We start from the raw sequence: 19,549 nt of genomic DNA on the forward strand, positions 1-19,549 counted from the left end.
TCTGGGCAGGTCAGTTGACGACGTCGTCGACGGTGATGGAGTCCGACCCCGGGCGGCTGGACAGGTTGATGCCCAGGTTCGCCGCGGCCCGCTCCAGGTCCTCGTCGTCGGAGTCGCGCATCTCGATCGCCGCACCGTCGCTGGAGAGCACCTCGACGTTCAGGCACAGCGACTGGAGCTCCTTGAGGAGCACCTTGAACGACTCCGGAATGCCCGGCTCGGGGATGTTCTCCCCCTTGACGATCGCCTCGTAGACCTTGACCCGGCCCACCACGTCGTCGGACTTGATGGTGAGCAGCTCCTGCAGGGTGTAGGCAGCGCCGTACGCCTGCATCGCCCAGCACTCCATCTCACCGAAGCGCTGGCCACCGAACTGGGCCTTACCGCCGAGCGGCTGCTGGGTGATCATCGAGTACGGGCCCGTCGAGCGCGCGTGGATCTTGTCGTCGACCAGGTGCGCGAGCTTCAGGATGTACATGTAGCCCACCGCGACCGGGAACGGGTACGGCTCGCCGGAACGCCCGTCGAACAGCTGGGCCTTGCCGTCGGGACCGACCATGCGGTCGCCGTCGCGGTTGGGGCGCGTCGAGGCCAGCAGACCGGTGATCTCGTGCTCCTTGGCACCGTCGAACACGGGCGTGGCCGTGTTCGTGTTCGGCGCGACGGAGTAGAGCTCCTCGGGCATCTTCGACGCCCACTCGGGTGTGCCCTCGATCTCCCAGCCGGACTTGGCGATCCACCCGAGGTGGGTCTCCAGGACCTGGCCGATGTTCATACGACGCGGGACACCGTGGGTGTTGAGGATGATGTCGACCGGCGTGCCGTCAGGCAGGAAGGGCATGTCCTCGGCGGGCAGGATCTTGCCGATGACGCCCTTGTTGCCGTGCCGGCCGGCGAGCTTGTCGCCGTCCTGGATCTTGCGCTTCTGCGCCACGTAGACGCGGACCAGCTCGTTGACGCCGGGCGCCAGCTCGTCCTCGTCGTCGCGGGAGAAGACCCGGATGCCGATGACCTTGCCGTTCTCGCCGTGCGGGACCTTCAGCGAGGTGTCGCGCACCTCGCGCGCCTTCTCGCCGAAGATCGCGCGGAGCAGGCGCTCCTCCGGGGTCAGCTCCGTCTCGCCCTTGGGCGTGACCTTGCCGACCAGGATGTCGCCGGGCTGGACCTCGGCGCCGATCCGGATGATGCCGCGCTCGTCGAGGTCGGCCAGGACCTCCTCGGAGACGTTCGGGATGTCCCGGGTGATCTCCTCGGCGCCCAGCTTGGTGTCGCGGGCGTCGATCTCGTGCTCCTCGATGTGGATCGACGTCAGCACGTCGTCCTGCACCAGGCGCTGCGAGAGGATGATCGCGTCCTCGTAGTTGTGGCCCTCCCACGGCATGATCGCCACGAGCAGGTTCTTGCCGAGCGCCATCTCGCCGTTCTCGGTGCACGGCCCGTCGGCCAGCACCTGGCCGACCTCGACCCGCTGCCCCTCGTCGACGATGGGCTTCTGGTTGTTGCAGGTGCCCTGGTTCGAGCGGCGGAACTTGTTGAGCCGGTAGGTCTGGCGGGTGCCCTCGTCGGCCATGACGGTGATGTAGTCGGCGCACAGCTCCTCGACCACACCGGCCTTCTCGGCCACCAGGACGTCGCCCGCGTCGACCGCGGCGCGCAGCTCCATGCCCGTGCCCACGAGCGGGGCCTCGCTGCGCAGCAGCGGGACCGACTGACGCTGCATGTTCGCGCCCATGAGGGCGCGGTTCGCGTCGTCGTGCTCGAGGAACGGGATCAGGGCCGTCGCGACCGACACCATCTGCCGCGGCGAGACGTCGATGTACTCGACGCCCGTCGGCGGGATGAGGTCGACCTCGCCGCCCTTGCGGCGCACCAGGACGCGGTCCTCGGTGAAGGAGCCGTCGTCGTTCAGCGGCGCGTTGGCCTGCGCGATGACGAAGCGGTCCTCCTCGTCGGCGGTCAGGTAGTCGATCTGCTCCGTGACGACGCCGTCGACGACCTTGCGGTACGGCGTCTGGATGAAGCCGAACGGGTTGACCTGCGCGAACGTCGACAGCGAGCCGATCAGGCCGATGTTCGGGCCCTCAGGGGTCTCGATCGGGCACATGCGGCCGTAGTGCGACGGGTGCACGTCGCGGACCTCGAAGCCCGCGCGCTCACGCGACAGACCGCCCGGGCCCAGCGCGGACAGCCGCCGCTTGTGGGTCAGACCGGCCAGCGGGTTGTGCTGGTCCATGAACTGCGACAGCTGCGACGTGCCGAAGAACTCCTTGATCGCGGCCACGACGGGCCGAATGTTGATCAGGGTCTGCGGCGTGATGGCTTCGACGTCCTGCGTCGTCATCCGCTCGCGGACGACGCGCTCCATCCGGGACAGGCCCACGCGGACCTGGTTCTGGATGAGCTCGCCGACGGTGCGCAGGCGCCGGTTGCCGAAGTGGTCGATGTCGTCGGTCTCGACGGGGACGACCTCGCCGGGGATGCCGGCCGTGCCGTTGCCGCCGCCCGCCATCGACGTCTCACCGGCGTGCAGCCGGACGAGGTACTCGATGGTGGTGGCGATGTCCTCCTCGGTCAGCGTGCCGACCGAGTTGTCGATGGCCAGGCCCAGCTTCTTGTTGGCCTTGTAGCGGCCGACCTTGGCGAGGTCGTAGCGCTTGTCCTTGAAGAACAGGTTCTCCAGCAGCGTCTGCGCGCTCTCCCGGGTGGGCGGCTCGCCCGGGCGCAGCTTGCGGTAGATGTCGAGCAGCGCCTCGTCCTGACCCGCGGTGTGGTCCTTCTCCAGCGTGGCCATGATCGTCTCGGAGAAGCCGAAGCGCTCCGAGATCTGCTCGTTGGTCCAGCCGAGCGCCTTGAGCAGCACCGTGACCGGCTGCCGGCGCTTGCGGTCGATGCGCACGCCGACGGTGTCGCGCTTGTCGACGTCGAACTCCAGCCACGCGCCGCGGCTGGGGATGATCTTGACCGAGTAGACGTCCTTCTCGGTCGTCTTGTCGATCGCGTGGTCGAAGTACACGCCGGGCGAACGGACGAGCTGCGACACGACGACGCGCTCGGTGCCGTTGATGATGAACGTGCCCTTGTCGGTCATCACGGGGAAGTCGCCCATGAACACCGTCTGGCTCTTGATCTCGCCGGTGGTGTTGTTGGTGAACTCCGCCGTGACGAACAGCGGGGCGCCGTAGGTCATGTCCTTGTCCCGGCACTCCTCGACGGAGGCCTTGACCTCGTCGAAGCGCGGGTCCGAGAAGGACAGGGACATGGACCCGGAGAAGTCCTCGATGGGGGAGATCTCCGCCAGGATCTCTTCGAGACCACCGACGGGGTTGTCGTCACCGGCGTCGATGCGACGCTGGAACCAGGCCTCGCTGCCGACCAGCCACTCGAAGGACTGGATCTGGAGATCGAGGAGGTCGGGCACCTCGAGCGGTTCGCGGATCTTCGCGAACGACACCCGGGTCGGCGCTCCCGGGAAGCTCGGGTTGGCCGAGACGGCGGAGCCGGGGGTCGCAGTGGTCACGGTGGCGCGGGAGACAGCCAAGATGCGTCCTTCCGAGAACTACGCTCTCGTCTGGCGTACACCGGCCCTCAGGCGCTACCGTCTGGTCGTCCCGCTCCGGGCAGGCGATCGTCGGGCTTGGTCGAGGATCGATGGACGCCGTCTGTTGTCGACGCGACACCTCTGACCAGGTTCCGAGTCCGCGGCCGGAACCGTCCCTGATGGGGAGCTCTCGACAGCGCGCACACGTCACCTGGGCGGAGGCAGCGCAAAGAGGCAGTCTAGCTGCAAATGCAGCCGCTGTCGAGATGGGTATCCGAGCTTCGCAGCTAGGGAACCATCGAGACCTAAGAGTGACCTGGCAGGCGCACCGAGTCAAGGCTCTACCCGTCGGTAAGTGGTCCCTTTCGCCGGACGACCGGTATTTCGCCCGGTCGAGCGGTAGGCCGAAGCGCACCGATACCCGCTGGACAACCCCTCGCGGTGGCCCGTCGACCGCCCGGCGGAGCCGTCGCGGACCCCCGGCGGGCGTTCGTCGATGCGACGGGCGGTGCGGTTGCCGCTGTCGTCACGCTCCGCGACGGCCGCCGGGCCATCGGCCGGGTAAGGGGCGCGGCGGCACAGGCACCGGCGGCACAGCGCAGCCGCAGGGCACCGGCGGCACAGGCACCGGGCGCTGCTCCGTGCATCCGCACCGGCCCTGCCCGTCGTCCGCAACCTCATGGTCGCCCCCGGCCGCGCACAGGACCACAGGGTTGCGCACAGCCTGTCGTCGGCAACCTCGTGGTCGTCGCGGTGCGCGTCGGCAGCCGTGGGGTTGCACCCGGGAGAGGGCGGCACCGACGTGCGCTCCTGCATGGTCCCGGGCGGCTTGACACCGTCCGTGGGGCGGCTGACGATCGGGCCGCGCCGGCTCGATGCACCTGCATCACGGCGTCCCGGACGGCGACACGGAGGTCGCCGCACAGCGCGAAGGAGACCGATGGGCGCGTACGCCGACAGACCGTGGACGTCGAACTACGAGGCGGGGCAGCCGGCGACGATCAGCCCGCGGTTCACCGACGCACTCTCGATGTTCCGCGCGGGCGTCGACGAGGACCCCGACGGCGTCGCCATCCACTACTTCGACGGCTCCCTCACCCGCCGCGACGTCGACGGCCTGTCCGACGCCCTCGCGGCCGCCCTGCTCGACGCCGGCCTGGAGCCCGGCGGCCGCGTCGCGCTGTACCTGCAGAACGTGCCGCAGTTCGTCATCGGGCTCGTCGCCGTCTGGAAGGCCGGCGGCATCGCGGTCTCGGTCAACCCGATGAACCGCGAACGCGAGGTCGAGCTGCTGCTCAACGACTCCGGGTCGACCGTGCTGCTGACGCTGGAGTCGCTCTACCGCGACGTGGCCGCGTCGGTCGTCGGCGGCACGCCGGTGCACACCGTCGTCACGACGTCGGAGCTGGAGTACCAGTCCCGCAACGATCCCCGGCTCTTCGCGGGCGTCGAGCGCATCCCCGCCAAGGAGCAGACGGCGCCCGACGGGGTGACCGTCGTGGACATGGCCGAGCTCCTCGACCGCTTCCGCGGCGCCACTCCCCCGCCGGTCACCCCCGCCCCGGGTGACACCGCGATGCTCACCTACACCTCCGGCACGACCGGTCCGCCGAAGGGCGCCATGAACGGCCACGGGAACATGGCCTTCAACGCCGACGCGTTCCGGCAGTGGTGCTCGATCGGCCCGGACGACGTCATCTACGGCGTCGCCCCGCTGTTCCACATCACCGGCCTCGTCGCCGACATCGCGCTCGCGATGCTCACCCGGGCCCCGCTGGTGCTGTTCCACCGCTTCGAGCCCGGCGTCGCGCTCGACGCCATCCGGGAGCACCGCCCGACGTTCACCGTCGCGTCGATCACGGTGTTCATCGCGCTGATGAACACCGAGGGCGCCACCGCCGAGGACTTCTCGTCGATGACGAAGCTGTGGTCGGGCGGGGCCCCGATCCCGCCGTCGACGGTCGAGGCGTTCGAGCGGCAGTTCGGCCGGTACGTGCACAACATCTACGGCCTCACCGAGACCACCTCCCCCACCCACGCCGTGCCCAGGGGGGCCGCCGCACCTGTCGACGAGGCCTCGGGCGCCCTGTCGGTCGGGCTGCCGTGGTTCGACACGGTCGCGCGCATCGTCGGCGACGACGGGCAGGAGCTGCCCGTCGGCGAGATCGGCGAGATCGCGATCAGCGGGCCGCAGGTCGTCGCGGGCTACTGGGGCAAGCCGGAGGAGACGGCCACGGCGTTCCCGGGCGGGGAGCTGCACACCGGCGACGTCGGCTACATGGACGCCCAGGGCTGGTTCTACATCGTCGACCGCAAGAAGGACCAGATCAACGCCGGGGGCTACAAGGTGTGGCCCCGTGAGGTCGAGGACGTCCTGTACGAGCACGAGGCGGTCCGGGAGGCGGCCGTCGTCGGCGTCCCCGACACCTACCGGGGCGAGACGGTCAAGGCGTTCGTGAGCCTGCGTCCCGGGCACGAGGTGACCCCGGAGGAGCTCATCGCCTTCGCGAAGGGCCGAATGGCGGCCTACAAGTACCCGCGCCTGGTGGAGATCCTCGACGAGATCCCGAAGACGGCCTCGGGCAAGCTGCTGCGCCGCGAGCTGCGCGACCGCGCCGCGAAGGCCTGAGCGCGGCCCGACCCGCCCCTGCGACGCCGAAGGGCGGCACCGGAGCTCCGGTGCCGCCCTTCGGACGTGGTGCTGGTGCGACGTCAGCTCAGGCTGACCTTCGCGCCGGCCTCCTCGAGCTTCGCCTTGGCGGCCTCGGCCGCGTCCTTGGCGACACCCTCGAGGATCGGCTTCGGGGCCGACTCGACGAGGTCCTTGGCCTCCTTCAGGCCCAGGCCCGAGACGAGCTCGCGCACGACCTTGATGACCTGGATCTTCTTGTCGCCGGCGGCGTCGAGGACGACGTTGAACTCGTCCTTCTCGGCCTCGGCCTCGGCGGGGGCACCACCGGCGGCGGGGCCGGCAGCGGCCACGGCGACGGGGGCGGCGGCGGTGACCTCGAAGGTCTCCTCGAACTTCTTGACGAACTCGGACAGCTCGATGAGCGTCAGGTCCTTGAACGCGTCGAGCAGCTCGTCGGTGGACAGCTTCGCCATGATCGGCTCTCTTTCTCGAAGTACAGCGGTGGGTGGGGTGATCGGCTCTCGCCGGTCACCGAGTTACTCGGACGCCTCGGCGGCGGACTCGCTCGCGGCCTCGGCGGCGGGGGCTTCCCCACCCTCGGCGGCACGCTTGTCGGCCAGCGCCTGCGCGAGACGCGCGACCTGCGACGCGGGCGCCGCGAAGAGGCCGGCCGCCTTGGCCAGGTTGCCCTTCATCGCGCCGGCCAGCTTGGCCAGCAGGACCTCGCGGGACTCCAGGTCGGCGAGCTGGTTGACCTCGGTGACGGTCAGCGGGCGACCGTCCATGAAGCCGCCCTTGATCACCAGGCCCTGGTGCGCCTTGGCGAAGTCGCGCAGCGCCTTGGCCGCGTCGACGGGCTCGCCCTGGACGAAGGCGATGGCCGTCGGGCCGGTCAGCAGTGCGTCGAGACCCTCGACGCCCGCATCCGCAGCCGCCCGCTTCACCAGGGTGTTCTTGGCGACGCGGTACGTGGCGTCCGGGCCGAGCGAGCGGCGCAGCTCGGTGAGCTGGGCCGTGGTGAGGCCGCGGTACTCGGTGACCACCGAGGCGGTCGCGCCCCGGAACCGGTTGGCGATCTCGTCGACCGCCTCGACCTTGTCGGGTCGGGCCATCCCTGTGCCTCCTCTCGGTGTCGGTGCGATCCACCGCCTCCGACCCCCGAGGAACGACGAACGCCCCGGCGCAGGAGCGCACGGGGCGTACAGGCACGATCGGCCCGGAACCTCGTCCTCCTGCGCGGGCCGCCCGTGTGCACGGGACCTTCGTACGGGCCGGGACACTCACCCCGGCGCCGCAGACCTGCGGTCTTCGGTGGAACCGACGTCGAGAGTACGCGCCCGGCCGCGGGTACCTGCGCGCGGGGCCGCCACGGCCCTCGTGAGCGGGCTCAGCGGACCTGCACGTCGGCGACCTTCCAGACGCCGTCGACCAGCTTGCCCGTGACGGTCAGCCGGCCCGCCGACGCGGCCTGGGTCTGCCCGTCGGCCGCCGCGGCCTTGGTGGCCTGCTGGTCGACGAACACGACCGCGACGGCGGTGTCGCCGTGGATCTCGCGGACGGCGATCTGCGAGATCGTCGCGGTGACGACGGCCTGCTGCTGCGTGCCGAGCGTGCGGACCTGGTCGAAGAGCTTGTCGTACTCGGCCTGGAAGTCCGGCGTGATGACGGCCCGGGCGGCCTGCTGGTTCTGGTCGAGGCGCGTGTAGTCGAACGAGTAGATCTTCCTCACCGCGTCGCCGAGCTGCTGGGAGACCTGCGCGGTCGCCCCGACGTCGACCAGCGCGGTGTTTTCCACCGCGGCGGAGTGCGCGGTGCGCCACCACGACACGCCCATGAACGCGGCGGCCAGCAGCAGCACCGCGGCGACGGCGGCGACGGCGGCCGTCGAGCGCGGGGTGGTCGCGACGGGGAGACGGCGGGGCAGGGCCCGCAGGCGGCGGGCCCGCTGTGGTGCCGCGCCGGCCTCGGGGTCCTCGGTGTCCTCGGTGTCCTCGGTGTCGTCGAGGTCGTCGAGGTCGTCGAGGTCGTCGAGGTCGTCGAGGTCGTCGAGGTCGTCGAGGTCGTCGGTCGCGCCGGGCTCGCCGCCGGCGGCGGTCGCCGCGCGACGCGTGCGGAACCCGCGGCCGCGCCGACGGGGCGCGACCACCGCGGGCACGTCGGTCGTGGGCGCGTCGGTCGTGGGCGCGTCGGCCGGATCCCCGTCGGTGCCGGCCGCGTCGGTGGGGACCGCGGCTGTCGCGACTGCGTCGGCGGGATCGGCCGTCGCGGGCGTGTCCCGGGCGTCGACGTCGGCCGGCTCCGGCGCCGTCCGCACGGCGGCAGCCGCCCGGGACGGCGCCACCGGGACGCCCCGGGGCCGGGAGCGGCGCCGCGCGGGCCGGGCCTCGGTGTCGGCCGCGACGTCGGGCCGGGTCTCCGGTCCCCTGGCCGGCTCGCGGGGGTCGGCGCCGGCCGGGTCGGGCCGGGTGCCGGCGGGGACGCGGCCGGCGACGCGGGGGGTGCGGACGCCCGACGGGCGGCGGCGGTGGGTCGGGGGCATGTCGGTGACCTCCTGGGAGTCGGTCGACCTCGGGGTTCCGGACGGGTGCGGGGCGGGATCAGCCCGCCGCGCCGCCGACCGGGTCGATCTTGGCGACCTTCCAGCCGTCGTCGGTGCGCGTCATCTCCATCTGGACGCGCTGGCGCGTCGGCGGGGTCTTGCCGCCGTCGTCGAGCGTGACGTCCATGCCGACGAGCACCCGTGCGGTGCCGGCCCGGTCGTCGAGCTCGGCGACGGCCGCGTCGGTGACCGTGCCGTGCGCGCTCGCCGGCAGCTTGCCGATCATCTGCACGTACTGGTCGTGGCTGGTCTGCAGCTCGTCGAGCTGCGAACCCGTGGCGACGGCCTCCCAGCGGGCGACGGTCCCGGCGGCGTCGGACTTGTCGACGGCCGTCACCGTCTCGCCCGCCTGCCGGGCCGCGACGAGCACGGCGTCACGGTCCTGGGCCAGCCGCGTCGAGCCGCTGGTCGCCGTGACGAGCCACAGGATCCCGGTGACGAGCACCAGCACCACACCGACGACCACGGCGATCGAGAGGCCACGGCGGAACCGGGTGGCGCCCTGCCCGCCGGTGGGCGCGGCGTCGGCGCCGGGCGTGCCGGCCTCGGGGACGGGTCGTTCCGGGGCGTGTGTCGTCATCGGGCACTCCATCCGGAGGCGGGGAGCCTGCCATCGGGGACTGCGGTCAGGTACGGGGTCGTCCGGTCGAGGTGTCGGGTCATCGCTGCTCAGGGCTCGAGGATCTGCGCGGGGGTGCCGAGTGGGACGCGCCAGGGGTCGGGCGCCGACCCCGCCGGCAGGACCTGGCCGCTCCCTGCGCTCGTCGTACCCGGAGGCGGCTTCGGTGTCGCCGCGCGCGGGACGTTCTGCGCGCCACGGACGTCGGTGGGGCTGCCGGGCGGCTCGGCACAGTAGGCGCCGGCGTTGACCGGGGTCTCGGCGACGTCGTTGCCGGGCCGCCGCGGCGTGCCGCCGTAGCCCTGCTCGCAGACGATCGGGTCGAAGAGGTTCACGACGAGCCCGAGGTGCGCGGTGCCGTCGCCGGGGACGGTCGTGTAACCGCTGGCGACGACACCGGGATAGGTGACGAGCAGCTGGCGCAGCCCGGCCTGGCGCGGCTCGGCGACCCGGCTGACCGTCAGCGTGTCGGCGATGATCTGTCCCAGCCCGCTGCCGCTCTCGGCGAGCAGGCCGCTGACCTCGTCGGCCGCGCCGGGTCCGGCCTCGATGAGCCGGCGCAGGTCGGGGTCGGACGTCTTGAGCTGCGCGGCGAGCAGCGCGAGGTTCCGGCTGAAGTCGGTGAACTGCCCGGCGACGTCGTTCTGCGTGGTGAGGACGGTCCGCCCGTCGCTGAGCAGCGAGGTCGTCTGCGGCAGCGCGGCGACGGCGGCCGCGGTGAACGATTTGCTGGTGTCGAGCAGCTGCTGCAGTGGCTGGGCGGTGCCCGCGAACGCCGTCCCCAGCTGGTCGACGACGGTGCGCAGCGAGTCGAGCGGCACCGAGCGGACGAAGCCGTCCAGGCTGGAGACGAGGTCCTCGACCGGCACCGGCACCGACGTGCGCGCCGCCGGGATGACCGAGCCTGCGCCGAGCATCGGCCCGCCCGTCGAGTCCGGGGACAGGTCGACGTACTGCTCCCCGATCGCCGAGAGGTCGCGGACGGCGGCGTGCAGGTCCGCGGGGATGGCGGGGGCGGTCCGGTCGATGTCGAGGCGCACGTCGACGCCGGTGGGGGTGACGGTCAGGTCGCCGACCCGTCCGACGCTCACCCCCCGGTAGGTGACGTCGGCGCCGGAGAAGATGCCGCCGGAGTCGGCGAGCTGCATCGTCACCGGGTAGGTCGTCGCCCCGAAGACGGTTCCGAGCCCCGCGTACCGGATGCCGACGTAGCCGACGCCGACGAGGGTGATCACGAGCAGCGCGAACAGCTGCCTGCGGACCGTACGGGTGATCATCGGCCCCCTCCGAGCAGCCCGCCGACGAGCCCGCCGTCGCGGGGTGGCGGCGTGGTCGTGGTCGCGGCCGGGGCGCCCGGTGCCGGGGGTGGGGCGGGCGTCGTCGCGTCGGGCGCGGGCGGTGGGGGCGGCGCCGTCTGCGGGTCCTGCGTCGTCAGCGGCGTCGGGACCTGGCCGAGCAGCGGGAACGCCGGCCGGTTCGGGTCACCGCCGAGCAGCGGTGCGAGCAGCTGCGCCGTGGCCGGGAGCCCGCTGAGCAACGGGGCGTCGGGCCCGATCGGGGGCTCCGGGGAGCGGGCGAGGTTGTCGAGCAGGTCCTTGAGGTCGAGGTCGGCGCGGACGTAGAGGTTGGCGTAGTCGCCGGCGAAGCCGGGGACCGCGGCGTCGGTGAACGGGAACGTGCCGAGCATCTGCAGCGAGTTCGGCAGGTTCTGCCCGGCCTCGGCGAGCTTCGACAGGGTCGGCTGCAGCGACCTCAGGTCGGCGAGCAGGTCGTCACGGGAGCGGTCGACGACGTCCGTGCCCACCTGGGAGAGCCGGTCGAGCGCCTGGAGCATGTCGACGAGCTGGGCGCGCTGGTCGGCCAACTCCTGGATGCCCGGCCCGAGGTCCTGCAGCGCGCCGGCGATCTGGTCCTTGCGGGCCGCGAGCGTCGCCGAGAGGCGGTTGATCGAGTCCAGCGCGCGGGTGATCTCCGACTTGTGCGCGTCGAGCGTGCCGACGAGGGTGTCGAGATCGGCCAGCAGCGACCGGATCTGTGGCTCGTTGCCCGCCAGGGCCTTGTTCAACTCGGTGGTGATCGTCCGGATCTGGCCGACGCCGCCGCCGTTGAGCAGCATCGACAGCGCGCCGAGCACCTCCTCGACCTCGGCCGCCCGGCTCGTCGCCGAGATCGGGATGGTCGCGCCGTTCCTCAGCGTGCCGGTGGCGCCCTGGTCGGGTGGGGCGAGCTCGACGAACTTCTCCCCCAGCAGGCTGGTGTCGCGGACCCTGGCGACCGCGTTCGCGGGCAGGGTCACGTCGTGGTTGACCTTCACGGTGACGACGGCGTTCCAGGTCGCGGGGTCGACGCGGATGTCGGAGACGGTGCCGACGGACACGTCGGCCACCTTCACCAGCGACTGCGGCACGAGGTCGGCGACGTCGGCGAACTGGATCGTGACGCTGTACGGGTCGTCACCGAGGTCGGCGCCCCCGGGCAGGTCGACGCCGCGTAGCCCGCCGGAGAACACCCCGCAGCCCGACAACAGCGCTCCGACGAGCGCCGTCGAGACCGCGAGCCGCAGCGCGCGCCTCATCGGCCACCTCCCAGCAGCCCCGGGAGCAGTCCGGGCGGGGCACTCGTGGCCGGCGTCGTCGACGGGGACGGTGCCGTCGCCGACGACGTCGCGGCGGAGTGCGACGGCGCAGCCGGCGCGCCCGTCGTGGGCGGGGTGAGCGCGGGCGCGGTCAGCCCGATCGGCGGGTCGACCGGCACGGCCATCGCCGGGAACGCCGGTACCTGCCCCTGCTGCAACGACGTGATGACGGCCGCCGCGCTGGGCAGCGGCACCGCACCGGAGATCACCGGCTCCAGCGACCTGCAGGTGTCGCCGAGGGGCGCGGGGACGGTCCCCGAGCGCTGCAGCATCGTGCACAGGAACAGCACGGGCGGGAACGACAGCTCGTTGATGTTGGCCCGGGTGTCGAGCGTCCCCGAGGCACCGTTGTAGGTGTTGGAGAGGTTGCCGACGGCGGCGGGCGCGACGTCGAGGATCTCGGCGAGGGCGCGCTGCTCGTCGGCGAGGGTGCCGGTGACGTCGGTCAGCTTGTCGACGTCGGACTTCAGCGCCGCGCGGTTGTCGGCGATGAACGCCTGCACCTCGCCGAGGGCCAGCGACAGCTCCTGCAGCGCCCCGCCCAGGTCCTCGCGCTGGTCGGCCAGGGTTCGGGTGACCGAGTCGAGGCGGTCGGTGAACTCGCGGACGGTGCCGTCGTCGTTCTTCAGCGTCTCGGTGACCTTCTGCAGCTGGGTGATGGTGCCGAAGAGGTCGTCGCTCGACCCGGACAGCGTCGTCGACAGCTGTCCGAGGTTGTGGATGGTGTCGTTGAGCGCCTGGCCGTTGCCGTCCAGGTTGGCGGCGGCGACGCCGAGGACGTCGGACAGCGCTCCGGTCTTGTTCGCCCCGTTCGGGCCGAGCGCGTCGGCGAGCTGGGTGGCGGTGCGGCTGAGGTCGTCCACACCCAGCGGGACGGCCGTGCGCTCCAGCGGGATCACGGCGCCGTCGGCGAGCCGGGGGCCGCCCGTCCACACCGGGGCCAGCTCGACGTAGCGGCCCGTCACCAGGCTCGGCGACACCACGACGGCCTTGACGTCGGCGGGCAGCTGCACGTCGGGGTCGGTGATCGTCATGTCGACGCGTACCTGCGTGCCCTGCGGGGTGATCTTGTCGATCGTGCCGACGTTCACCCCGAGCACGGTCACGGCGTTGTCGTCGAACAGCGCCGACGCGTTGGTGAAGTACGCGGTGACCCGGCGGCCGGTGCCCCCGGTCGCCAGCCAGATCCCCGCCGCCAGCAGCACCGCGACGACCGAGACCAGCGCGAGGATCTGCATCCGCGCGCGGTCGCGGGCCCAGCCGGGCATCTCAGCATCCCCCCGGGTTGAGCGGGCCGATGCTCGGCGTGGGCAGCAGGCCGCAGATGTAGTTGTCGAACCAGTGCCCGTTGCCGACGGCGTTGGTGAACAGCCGCACGAAGACGGCCTCCTTCTGCAGCACCTGCGACAGGTTGTCCTGGTTGCGCTGCAGCACGTCCGCGACCTTGTCGAGCGACTCCAGCGTCGGGCGGAGCCGGTCGGTGTTGTCGGCGACGAGCCCGCGCAGCTGCGTGGCCAGCGCGCGGGTCCCCGTGAGCAGCGTCGCGATGGCGTCGCGCCGCTGCTGCAGCTCGCCGAGCAGGAGGTTGCCGTCCGACAGCAGGGAGTCGATGTCGCCGCGCCGGTCGGCCAGCGTCGTCGCCAGCGTGTTCGTGCCCTTGAGCAGGCTGCGCAGCTGGTCGTCGCGGCTCGCGATCGTCGTCGAGAGCCGGGAGAGGCCGTCGAGCGCGCCGCGGACGTCGGGCGCCGAGCCGCGGAAGGTGTCGGCCAGCGTCGTCAGGCTCTTCGCGAGCTGGGTCGTGTCGAGCTGGTCGAGGGTGCCGGACAGCCCGTTGAACGCCTCGACGACGTCGAACGGCGACGCGGTCCGCGAGCGCGGGATGACCGTGTCCGGGTCCAGGTCGGCGGTGCCCTGCGGGTCGAGCGCGAGGTACTTGGCGCCGAGCAGGGTGCGGATCCCGATCAGGGCCGTCGTCCGGTCGCCGATCCAGGCGTCGTCGACCTGGAACGTCACCAGCACGTGGTCGCCGTCGAGCGTGACGCTGCGGACCCGGCCGGTCTCCACGCCCGCGACCGTGACCTTGTCCCCCGGCTGCAGGCCCGCGGCCTCGGTGAACTCCGCGGAGTAGGTCGTCCCGCCGAACAGCGACGGCCCGTTGAACGCCAGCAGCCCGCCGACGAGCAGCACGACGATGCCCAGCACGGCCAGCGGGACGGGACGCTTCAGGACTGTCACGAGCCACCGCCGACGAGGGGGAGGTTCGACGGCACCGGCAGGGCCGGCACGCCCGTCGGGAGCGGCAGGTTGGACGGCGCGGGCAGCAGCGGCGGGTCCTGCCCGCCGGAGCCGCCCGGGTCGGCGCCGCAGCGCGGTGCGTCGGAGGTGAAGACGGGCAGCTCCTGCGCCGGGACGAGGCCACCGACCCCGACCGACCCGCTGAACCCGCACAGGTAGAACTGGAACCAGCTGCCGTAGCTCGACGCCCGCGACAGCGTGTTGAGCTTCGTCGGGGCGAACTGCAGGAAGTGCTCGATCGTCGGCTCGCCCTGGTTGAGCTGGTCGGTGAGGTTCCCCAGCGACGCGATGTCCTGCTTCAACGCGGGCCGGCCCTCCTCGAGCAGGCCCGCGGTCGTCGTCGTCAGGTCGCCGAGCGAGGAGATCGCGTCGCCGATGGGCCTGCGGTCCTCGGCGAGCCCCGACACGAGCCGGCGCAGCGACACGAGGAGGTCGTTCAGCTGGTCGTCGTGGTCGGAGATCGTCTGCAGGACCGTGTCGAGGTTGTCGATGACCTGCCCGATCACCTGGTCGCGGTCGGCGATCGTGTTGGTCAGCGACGCCGTGCTCGCCAGCAGGCTCTCGACCGTCCCGCCCTGGCCCTGCAGGACCTCGACGATCTCCATCGACAGCGTGTTGACCTGGTCGGGATCGAGCGCGGCGAACAGCGGCTTGAAGCCGTTGAACAGCGTCGTGAGGTCGAGCGGCGGCGTCGTGCGGTCGACCGGGATCTCCCCGCCCGGCGGCAGCGGCACCGGGTTGCCGCCCTGGCCCTGCGCCAGGGAGAGGAAGCGCTGCCCGATCAGGTTCTTGTAGAGCACCGCCGCGGTGACCGAGCCCGGCAGCTTCTGCGCGGAGTCGACGCTGAAGTCGACCTGGGCGAACCGGCGGTCGACGATCTTCACGTCGTCGACGCTGCCGACGACGACGCCCGCGATCCGCACGTCGTCGCCCGGGAGCAGGCCCGACGCGTCGGTGAACCGGGCGCTGTACGCCGTCCGGTCACCACCCTGCGCGTTGGCGATCGTCAGCGCGAGCACGGTCGTCGCCAGTGCCGTGACCAGCGCGAACACCAGAAACTTGACCAGCGGTGCGACGGGGACGCGGCTCACGTCAGCGTCACCTCGCTGCCGCGGTAGAGGGGGCCGACGAGCATGCTGCTCCAGTTCGGGACCTGCGCGGGCGAGGTGCCCTGCTGAACCGCCACCAGCTCGGAGATCATCTGCCGGTCGCCCGGGGAGTTGGCCAGACCCATGCCGGTGCGCCACGACGCCGGCTCGTTGGTCGCCGGGCTGCCGCCGCGGACCCCGCCCCACGTCGACGACCCGTCGTAGGTGCCGTAGGTGTCGACGCCGAACGCCGACGGGTTGCCGACCGGGTTGCCCGCGGGCGGCGGGGAGGGCTTCGACCCGTCGCGGAACGGGCCGTCGGGCGGGCTCTGCGCGCCCGGATAGGTGATCGGGTAGCAGCGCGGGCCGCGGTCGTCGAGGTAGCGGGGCTCCTCGCCGGGGCTGTACTTGCCCTTGTTGTTGACGATCTCCAGGGTGATGTGGATGCCAGGCTTGTCGGTGCCCTTCCCGAACGCGTTGTCGGCGAACGGGACCAGCCCGGCCATCTGCTGGAAGAAGCAGGGGAACTCGGGGGCGTAGCGGGCCAGCGACTCCAGCGTCGGGCGGCTCGACGCCGAGAGCGCCACGATGTTGTCGCCGTTGGCCCGCAGGAAACCGGTCAGGTCGTCGGACGCGCCGGTGACCGAGGCCTCGAACGCCCGCAGGTTCGCGCTCTCGTCGACGATCGTCGTGCTGGTGGTGCGCAGGTCGTCGAGCGCGTTCAGCAGGTCGGGTGCCGCACCGTCGAGGTTGTCGGCGTAGTCGGCGAGCTGGGTGATGTCGGCGTTCAGGTCCGGCAGGCTCGGGTTGAGGCCCTCGAGCAGCGTGTCGAGCTGCACGAGCGTGTGGCCGAGCTCCTCGCCGCGCCCGGACAGCGCCTGGGACAGCGCGCCGAGCGTCGTGGCCAGCTGCTGCGGCTCGACGTCGCGCAGCAGGGGCAGCAGCCCGTCGAGGACCCGCTCGAGCTCGACGGCGGCCCGGCTGCGGTCCTCCGGGATGACGTCGCCCGCCCGCAGGTGCCCGCCCGCCGGCGTCGCGGGCGGGACCAGAGACACGTACTTCTCGCCGAACAGCGTCTTGGGCAGCAGCCGGGCCGACACGTCCGCCGGGATCGCGTCGATCTTGTCGGGGTCGATCTCCATCGTGACGACGGCGCGCGCCCCGTTGGTGGTGATGTCCTCGACCCGGCCGACGACCATGCCGCGGACCTTCACGTCGGCCCGCGTGTTGAGCTGGGCGCCGACGTGGTCGACGTCGAGGGTCACCGGGACGCCGGAGTCGAACGCGCCGGCGTACTTCGCGACGGCGAGCCCGACCATCAGGGCGATCACCGCGATGAACGCGACGCCCTGCAGGACCCGGCGGGTGGACCTCATCCGGCCACCTGCACCGAGGTCGACGTCCCGTAGATGACCAGCGTCAGGAAGAAGTCGAGCACGGCCGTCGAGACGATCGACAGCCGCACCGCCCGGCCCACCGCGACCCCGACGCCCGCCGGACCACCCTTGGCCCGGTACCCGTAGTGGCAGTGGATCAGGATGATCACCACGGAGAAGACGATCACCTTGAGATAGGAGAACAGCACGTCGCTGACCGGGAGGAACAGGTCGAAGTAGTGGTCGTAGGTGCCGCCGGGCAGCCCGTTGACCACCGTCACGTTGAGCCGGGACGCGACGAAGCTGGCCAGCAGGCCGATCGTGTACATCGGGATCACGGCGATCATCCCGGCGATCACCCGCGTCGTGACGAGGAACGGCACGCTCGGCACGGCCATGACCTCGAGCGCGTCGACCTCCTCGGAGATGCGCATCGCGCCGAGCTGTGCGGTGAACCCGGCGCCGAGCGTCGCGGTCAACGCCGACGCCGCCACCAGCGGCGCGATGTCGCGGGTGTTGAAGTAGGCCGTGATGAAGCCGGTGAGCGCCTCGACGCCGAGCGAGTCGAGCGCGCGGAAGCCCTGGAGCCCGACGAGCGAGCCGACGAACAGCGACAGCGCCGCCATCACGCCCGCGGTGCCGAGGATGACGATCAGCGCTCCGGACCCGAAGCTGACCTCGGCCAGCAGCCGCGCGATCTCCCCGCGGTAGCGCCGGACGGTCCGCGGGATCCACGCGATCGCCCGCGCGTAGAGCGACAGCTGGTCACCGAGCTCCGCCAGCTGGTCGAGCGGCCCGCGCAGCGCGCGGCGGGTCCTGGTGCCGAACGCGGTGCTCACCTCAGACCCCCTTCGGCGGGACGATCTGCAGGTACAGGGCCGTGAGGATGAGGTTGATCAGGAACACCAGCACGAACGAGATGACGACGGCCTGGTTCACCGCGTCGCCGACCCCCTTGGCACCGGGCGGCGGGTTGAGCCCGCGGTAGGCGGCGACGACGCCCGCGGTGAAGCCGAACAGCGCCGCCTTGACCTCCGACACGACGATGTCGCTGACCTGCGCGATCGCGGAGAAGCTGGCGATGTAGGCACCGGGCGTGCCGCCCTGCACGACGACGTTGAAGAAGTAGCCGCCCGCGACGCCCACGACGGTGGCCAGCCCGTTGAGCACCAGCGCGGTCGTCGCCATGGCGAGGACCCGCGGCACGACCAGGCGCTGGATCGGCGAGATGCCGAGCACCTCCATCGCCGCGATCTCCTCGCGGATGGTGCGGGCGCCCAGGTCGGCGCACACCGCGCTGCCACCGGCGCCGGAGATCAGCAGGGCGGTGACGATCGGCGCCGCCTGTTGGACGATCGCGAGCACGCTGCCCGCGCCCGTCTGGCTCTGGGCACCGAACTGGCGGGTGAGCTCGGCGAGCAGCAGTGCGATCGTCGCGCCGAAGGGGATGGTGAACAGGGCCGTCGGCAGTGCCGAGACCTTGGTGACGAACCACGTCTGCTCGATGTACTCGCCGAGCTGGAAGGGCCGCCGAAACGTCATCCGGACGATGTCGACACCCAGCGCGAAGAGCTGGCCGACCGGGGTCAGCGCGCGGGTGACGGGGCTGGGCGCGGTCATGACAGGCGGTGCCGCCCCTCGGGGTCGACGGAGTCCTCGCGCACGACCGGGAGCTGCGTGGTCGGGTCGTCGTCGACGGTCGGCATCCACCCCGTCGGCGCCTCGTCCGCATACGACTCCCGGATCGCGTCCCGGGCGGCGTGCGGGAGGGTGTGCAGCATCGACTCGACGCGCTCGCGGCGGCGGGCGACGGCCCGCCGCTCGGGCAGCCCCGCCGACGGTTCCAGCTGCGGCTTCAACGGCGGCAGCCCGGCGAGCTCACCGGCCTCGGCCAGCTCCCGCTCGGCCTGCGCGGTGTCCTTCTCCTCGCTCATTCCGATCGGACCCTGCCGTCGCCCGTTGAGGAACTGCGCGACGACCGGCTCCTCGCTGGTCAGCAGCACCTCACGCGGCCCGAACATCGCCAGGTGCTTGCGGTAGAGCATCCCGATGTTGTCCGGCACGGTCTGCGCGGTGTTGATGTCGTGGGTGACGATCAGGAACGTCGCGTCGGTCTGCGCGTTGAGGTCGATGATCAGCTGGTTCAGGTACGCGGTGCGCACGGGGTCGAGGCCGGAGTCGGGCTCGTCGAACAGGATGATCTCGGGGTCGAGCACGAGAGCGCGGGCGAGGCCGGCCCGCTTGCGCATGCCGCCGGAGATCTCCCCCGGCAGCTTCTTCTCGTCGCCGGTGAGGCCGACCATCTCCATCTTCTCGGCGACGATGTCGGCGATCTTCGCCTCGGAGAACTTCGTGTGCTCGCGCAGCGGGAACGCGATGTTGTCGTAGAGGTTCATCGACCCGAACAGCGCGCCGTCCTGGAACAGCACCCCGAAGAGCTTGCGCAGCTCGTAGAGCCGCGACTCCGAACAGCGCACGAGATCGGTGTCGTGGATGACGATCGAGCCCCGCTCCGGCTTGAGCAGCCCGATCAGGGTCTTGAGGAAGACGGACTTGCCGGTGCCCGAGGGGCCGAGCAGCACGCTGACCTCGCCGGGCGGGAGCGTGAGCGTCACGTCGGACCAGATGTTCGCGCGACCGAAGGACTTCGACAGTCCTTCGACCTTCACCTCGACACCCGGCACGCGGCGCGCCTCCATTCGACCGTGAACGCGGAACGCCGCCGCGGGTGCTTGGGGAGCGCGCAGGCGGCTACCGACAACCGGTC

Annotated in this window: 15 protein-coding genes; 1 reads left to right on the forward strand and 14 read right to left on the reverse strand. The window is 71.7% G+C overall.

Going from position 1 to position 19,549, the window contains the following annotated elements; translation table 11 throughout:
- Nucleotides 1-10: 10 nt before the first annotated feature.
- The gene (gene rpoB / locus PSED_RS27305) at nucleotides 11-3,538 is read right to left on the reverse strand and encodes a DNA-directed RNA polymerase subunit beta (RefSeq protein ID WP_013677471.1); all 3,528 of its coding nucleotides are present in this window, start codon (nucleotides 3,536-3,538) and stop codon (nucleotides 11-13) included.
- 940 nt (nucleotides 3,539-4,478) lie between these two features.
- On the opposite strand from rpoB, the gene PSED_RS27310 reads away from it, so the two are divergent.
- Nucleotides 4,479-6,167 (forward strand): class I adenylate-forming enzyme family protein, encoded by a 1,689-nt coding sequence (locus tag PSED_RS27310; RefSeq protein ID WP_013677472.1) that lies wholly within the window; start codon nucleotides 4,479-4,481, stop codon nucleotides 6,165-6,167.
- Nucleotides 6,168-6,250: 83 nt separating this feature from the next.
- Here PSED_RS27310 and rplL read toward each other — a convergent pair whose 3' ends face one another.
- The 13 genes from rplL to PSED_RS27375 form a co-directional block, all read right to left on the reverse strand.
- A complete protein-coding gene (rplL, locus tag PSED_RS27315) occupies nucleotides 6,251-6,643 on the reverse strand; it encodes a 50S ribosomal protein L7/L12 (RefSeq protein ID WP_013677473.1) in 393 nt (130 codons plus the stop codon).
- Between the two features lie 63 nt (nucleotides 6,644-6,706).
- A complete protein-coding gene (gene rplJ, locus PSED_RS27320) occupies nucleotides 6,707-7,282 on the reverse strand; it encodes a 50S ribosomal protein L10 (RefSeq protein ID WP_013677474.1) in 576 nt (191 codons plus the stop codon).
- 275 nt (nucleotides 7,283-7,557) lie between these two features.
- Nucleotides 7,558-8,709, reverse strand: a complete 1,152-nt coding sequence (locus tag PSED_RS27325; protein WP_013677475.1) for a hypothetical protein — start codon at nucleotides 8,707-8,709, stop codon at nucleotides 7,558-7,560.
- A 58-nt stretch (nucleotides 8,710-8,767) separates the two neighbouring features.
- On the reverse strand, nucleotides 8,768-9,349 hold the full coding sequence (locus tag PSED_RS27330) for a hypothetical protein (protein WP_013677476.1): 582 nt from the start codon (nucleotides 9,347-9,349) through the stop codon (nucleotides 8,768-8,770).
- 89 nt (nucleotides 9,350-9,438) lie between these two features.
- Nucleotides 9,439-10,665: an MCE family protein gene (locus PSED_RS27335; protein ID WP_013677477.1), complete on the reverse strand. Its 1,227-nt coding sequence runs from the start codon at nucleotides 10,663-10,665 to the stop codon at nucleotides 9,439-9,441.
- On the reverse strand, nucleotides 10,662-11,963 hold the full coding sequence (locus PSED_RS27340; RefSeq protein WP_013677478.1) for an MCE family protein: 1,302 nt from the start codon (nucleotides 11,961-11,963) through the stop codon (nucleotides 10,662-10,664). The genes PSED_RS27335 and PSED_RS27340 overlap by 4 nt, the downstream gene beginning before the upstream one ends.
- Nucleotides 11,960-13,291, reverse strand: a complete 1,332-nt coding sequence (locus tag PSED_RS27345) for an MCE family protein (RefSeq protein WP_013677479.1) — start codon at nucleotides 13,289-13,291, stop codon at nucleotides 11,960-11,962. Before PSED_RS27345 ends, PSED_RS27340 begins: the two co-directional genes overlap by 4 nt.
- A 1-nt stretch (nucleotide 13,292) precedes the next feature.
- Nucleotides 13,293-14,258 carry an MCE family protein gene (locus PSED_RS27350; RefSeq protein ID WP_013677480.1) on the reverse strand — a complete coding sequence of 322 codons (966 nt, stop codon included), beginning with the start codon at nucleotides 14,256-14,258 and terminating at the stop codon, nucleotides 13,293-13,295.
- Nucleotides 14,255-15,409, reverse strand: coding sequence for an MCE family protein (locus tag PSED_RS27355; RefSeq protein WP_013677481.1), 1,155 nt, complete (start codon nucleotides 15,407-15,409; stop codon nucleotides 14,255-14,257). Before PSED_RS27355 ends, PSED_RS27350 begins: the two co-directional genes overlap by 4 nt.
- Nucleotides 15,406-16,782, reverse strand: coding sequence for an MCE family protein (locus PSED_RS27360; RefSeq protein WP_013677482.1), 1,377 nt, complete (start codon nucleotides 16,780-16,782; stop codon nucleotides 15,406-15,408). Before PSED_RS27360 ends, PSED_RS27355 begins: the two co-directional genes overlap by 4 nt.
- The gene (locus PSED_RS27365) at nucleotides 16,779-17,621 is read right to left on the reverse strand and encodes an MlaE family ABC transporter permease (protein WP_013677483.1); all 843 of its coding nucleotides are present in this window, start codon (nucleotides 17,619-17,621) and stop codon (nucleotides 16,779-16,781) included. Before PSED_RS27365 ends, PSED_RS27360 begins: the two co-directional genes overlap by 4 nt.
- Before the next feature lies 1 nt (nucleotide 17,622).
- Complete coding sequence (locus PSED_RS27370) at nucleotides 17,623-18,402, reverse strand: MlaE family ABC transporter permease (protein WP_013677484.1); 780 nt, start codon at nucleotides 18,400-18,402, stop codon at nucleotides 17,623-17,625.
- The gene (locus PSED_RS27375) at nucleotides 18,399-19,466 is read right to left on the reverse strand and encodes an ABC transporter ATP-binding protein (protein WP_013677485.1); all 1,068 of its coding nucleotides are present in this window, start codon (nucleotides 19,464-19,466) and stop codon (nucleotides 18,399-18,401) included. The genes PSED_RS27370 and PSED_RS27375 overlap by 4 nt, the downstream gene beginning before the upstream one ends.
- Nucleotides 19,467-19,549: the final 83 nt, after the last annotated feature.

The organism is Pseudonocardia benzenivorans CB1190, assembly GCF_000196675.2.
Classification (GTDB): Bacteria; Actinomycetota; Actinomycetes; order Mycobacteriales; family Pseudonocardiaceae; genus Pseudonocardia; species Pseudonocardia benzenivorans.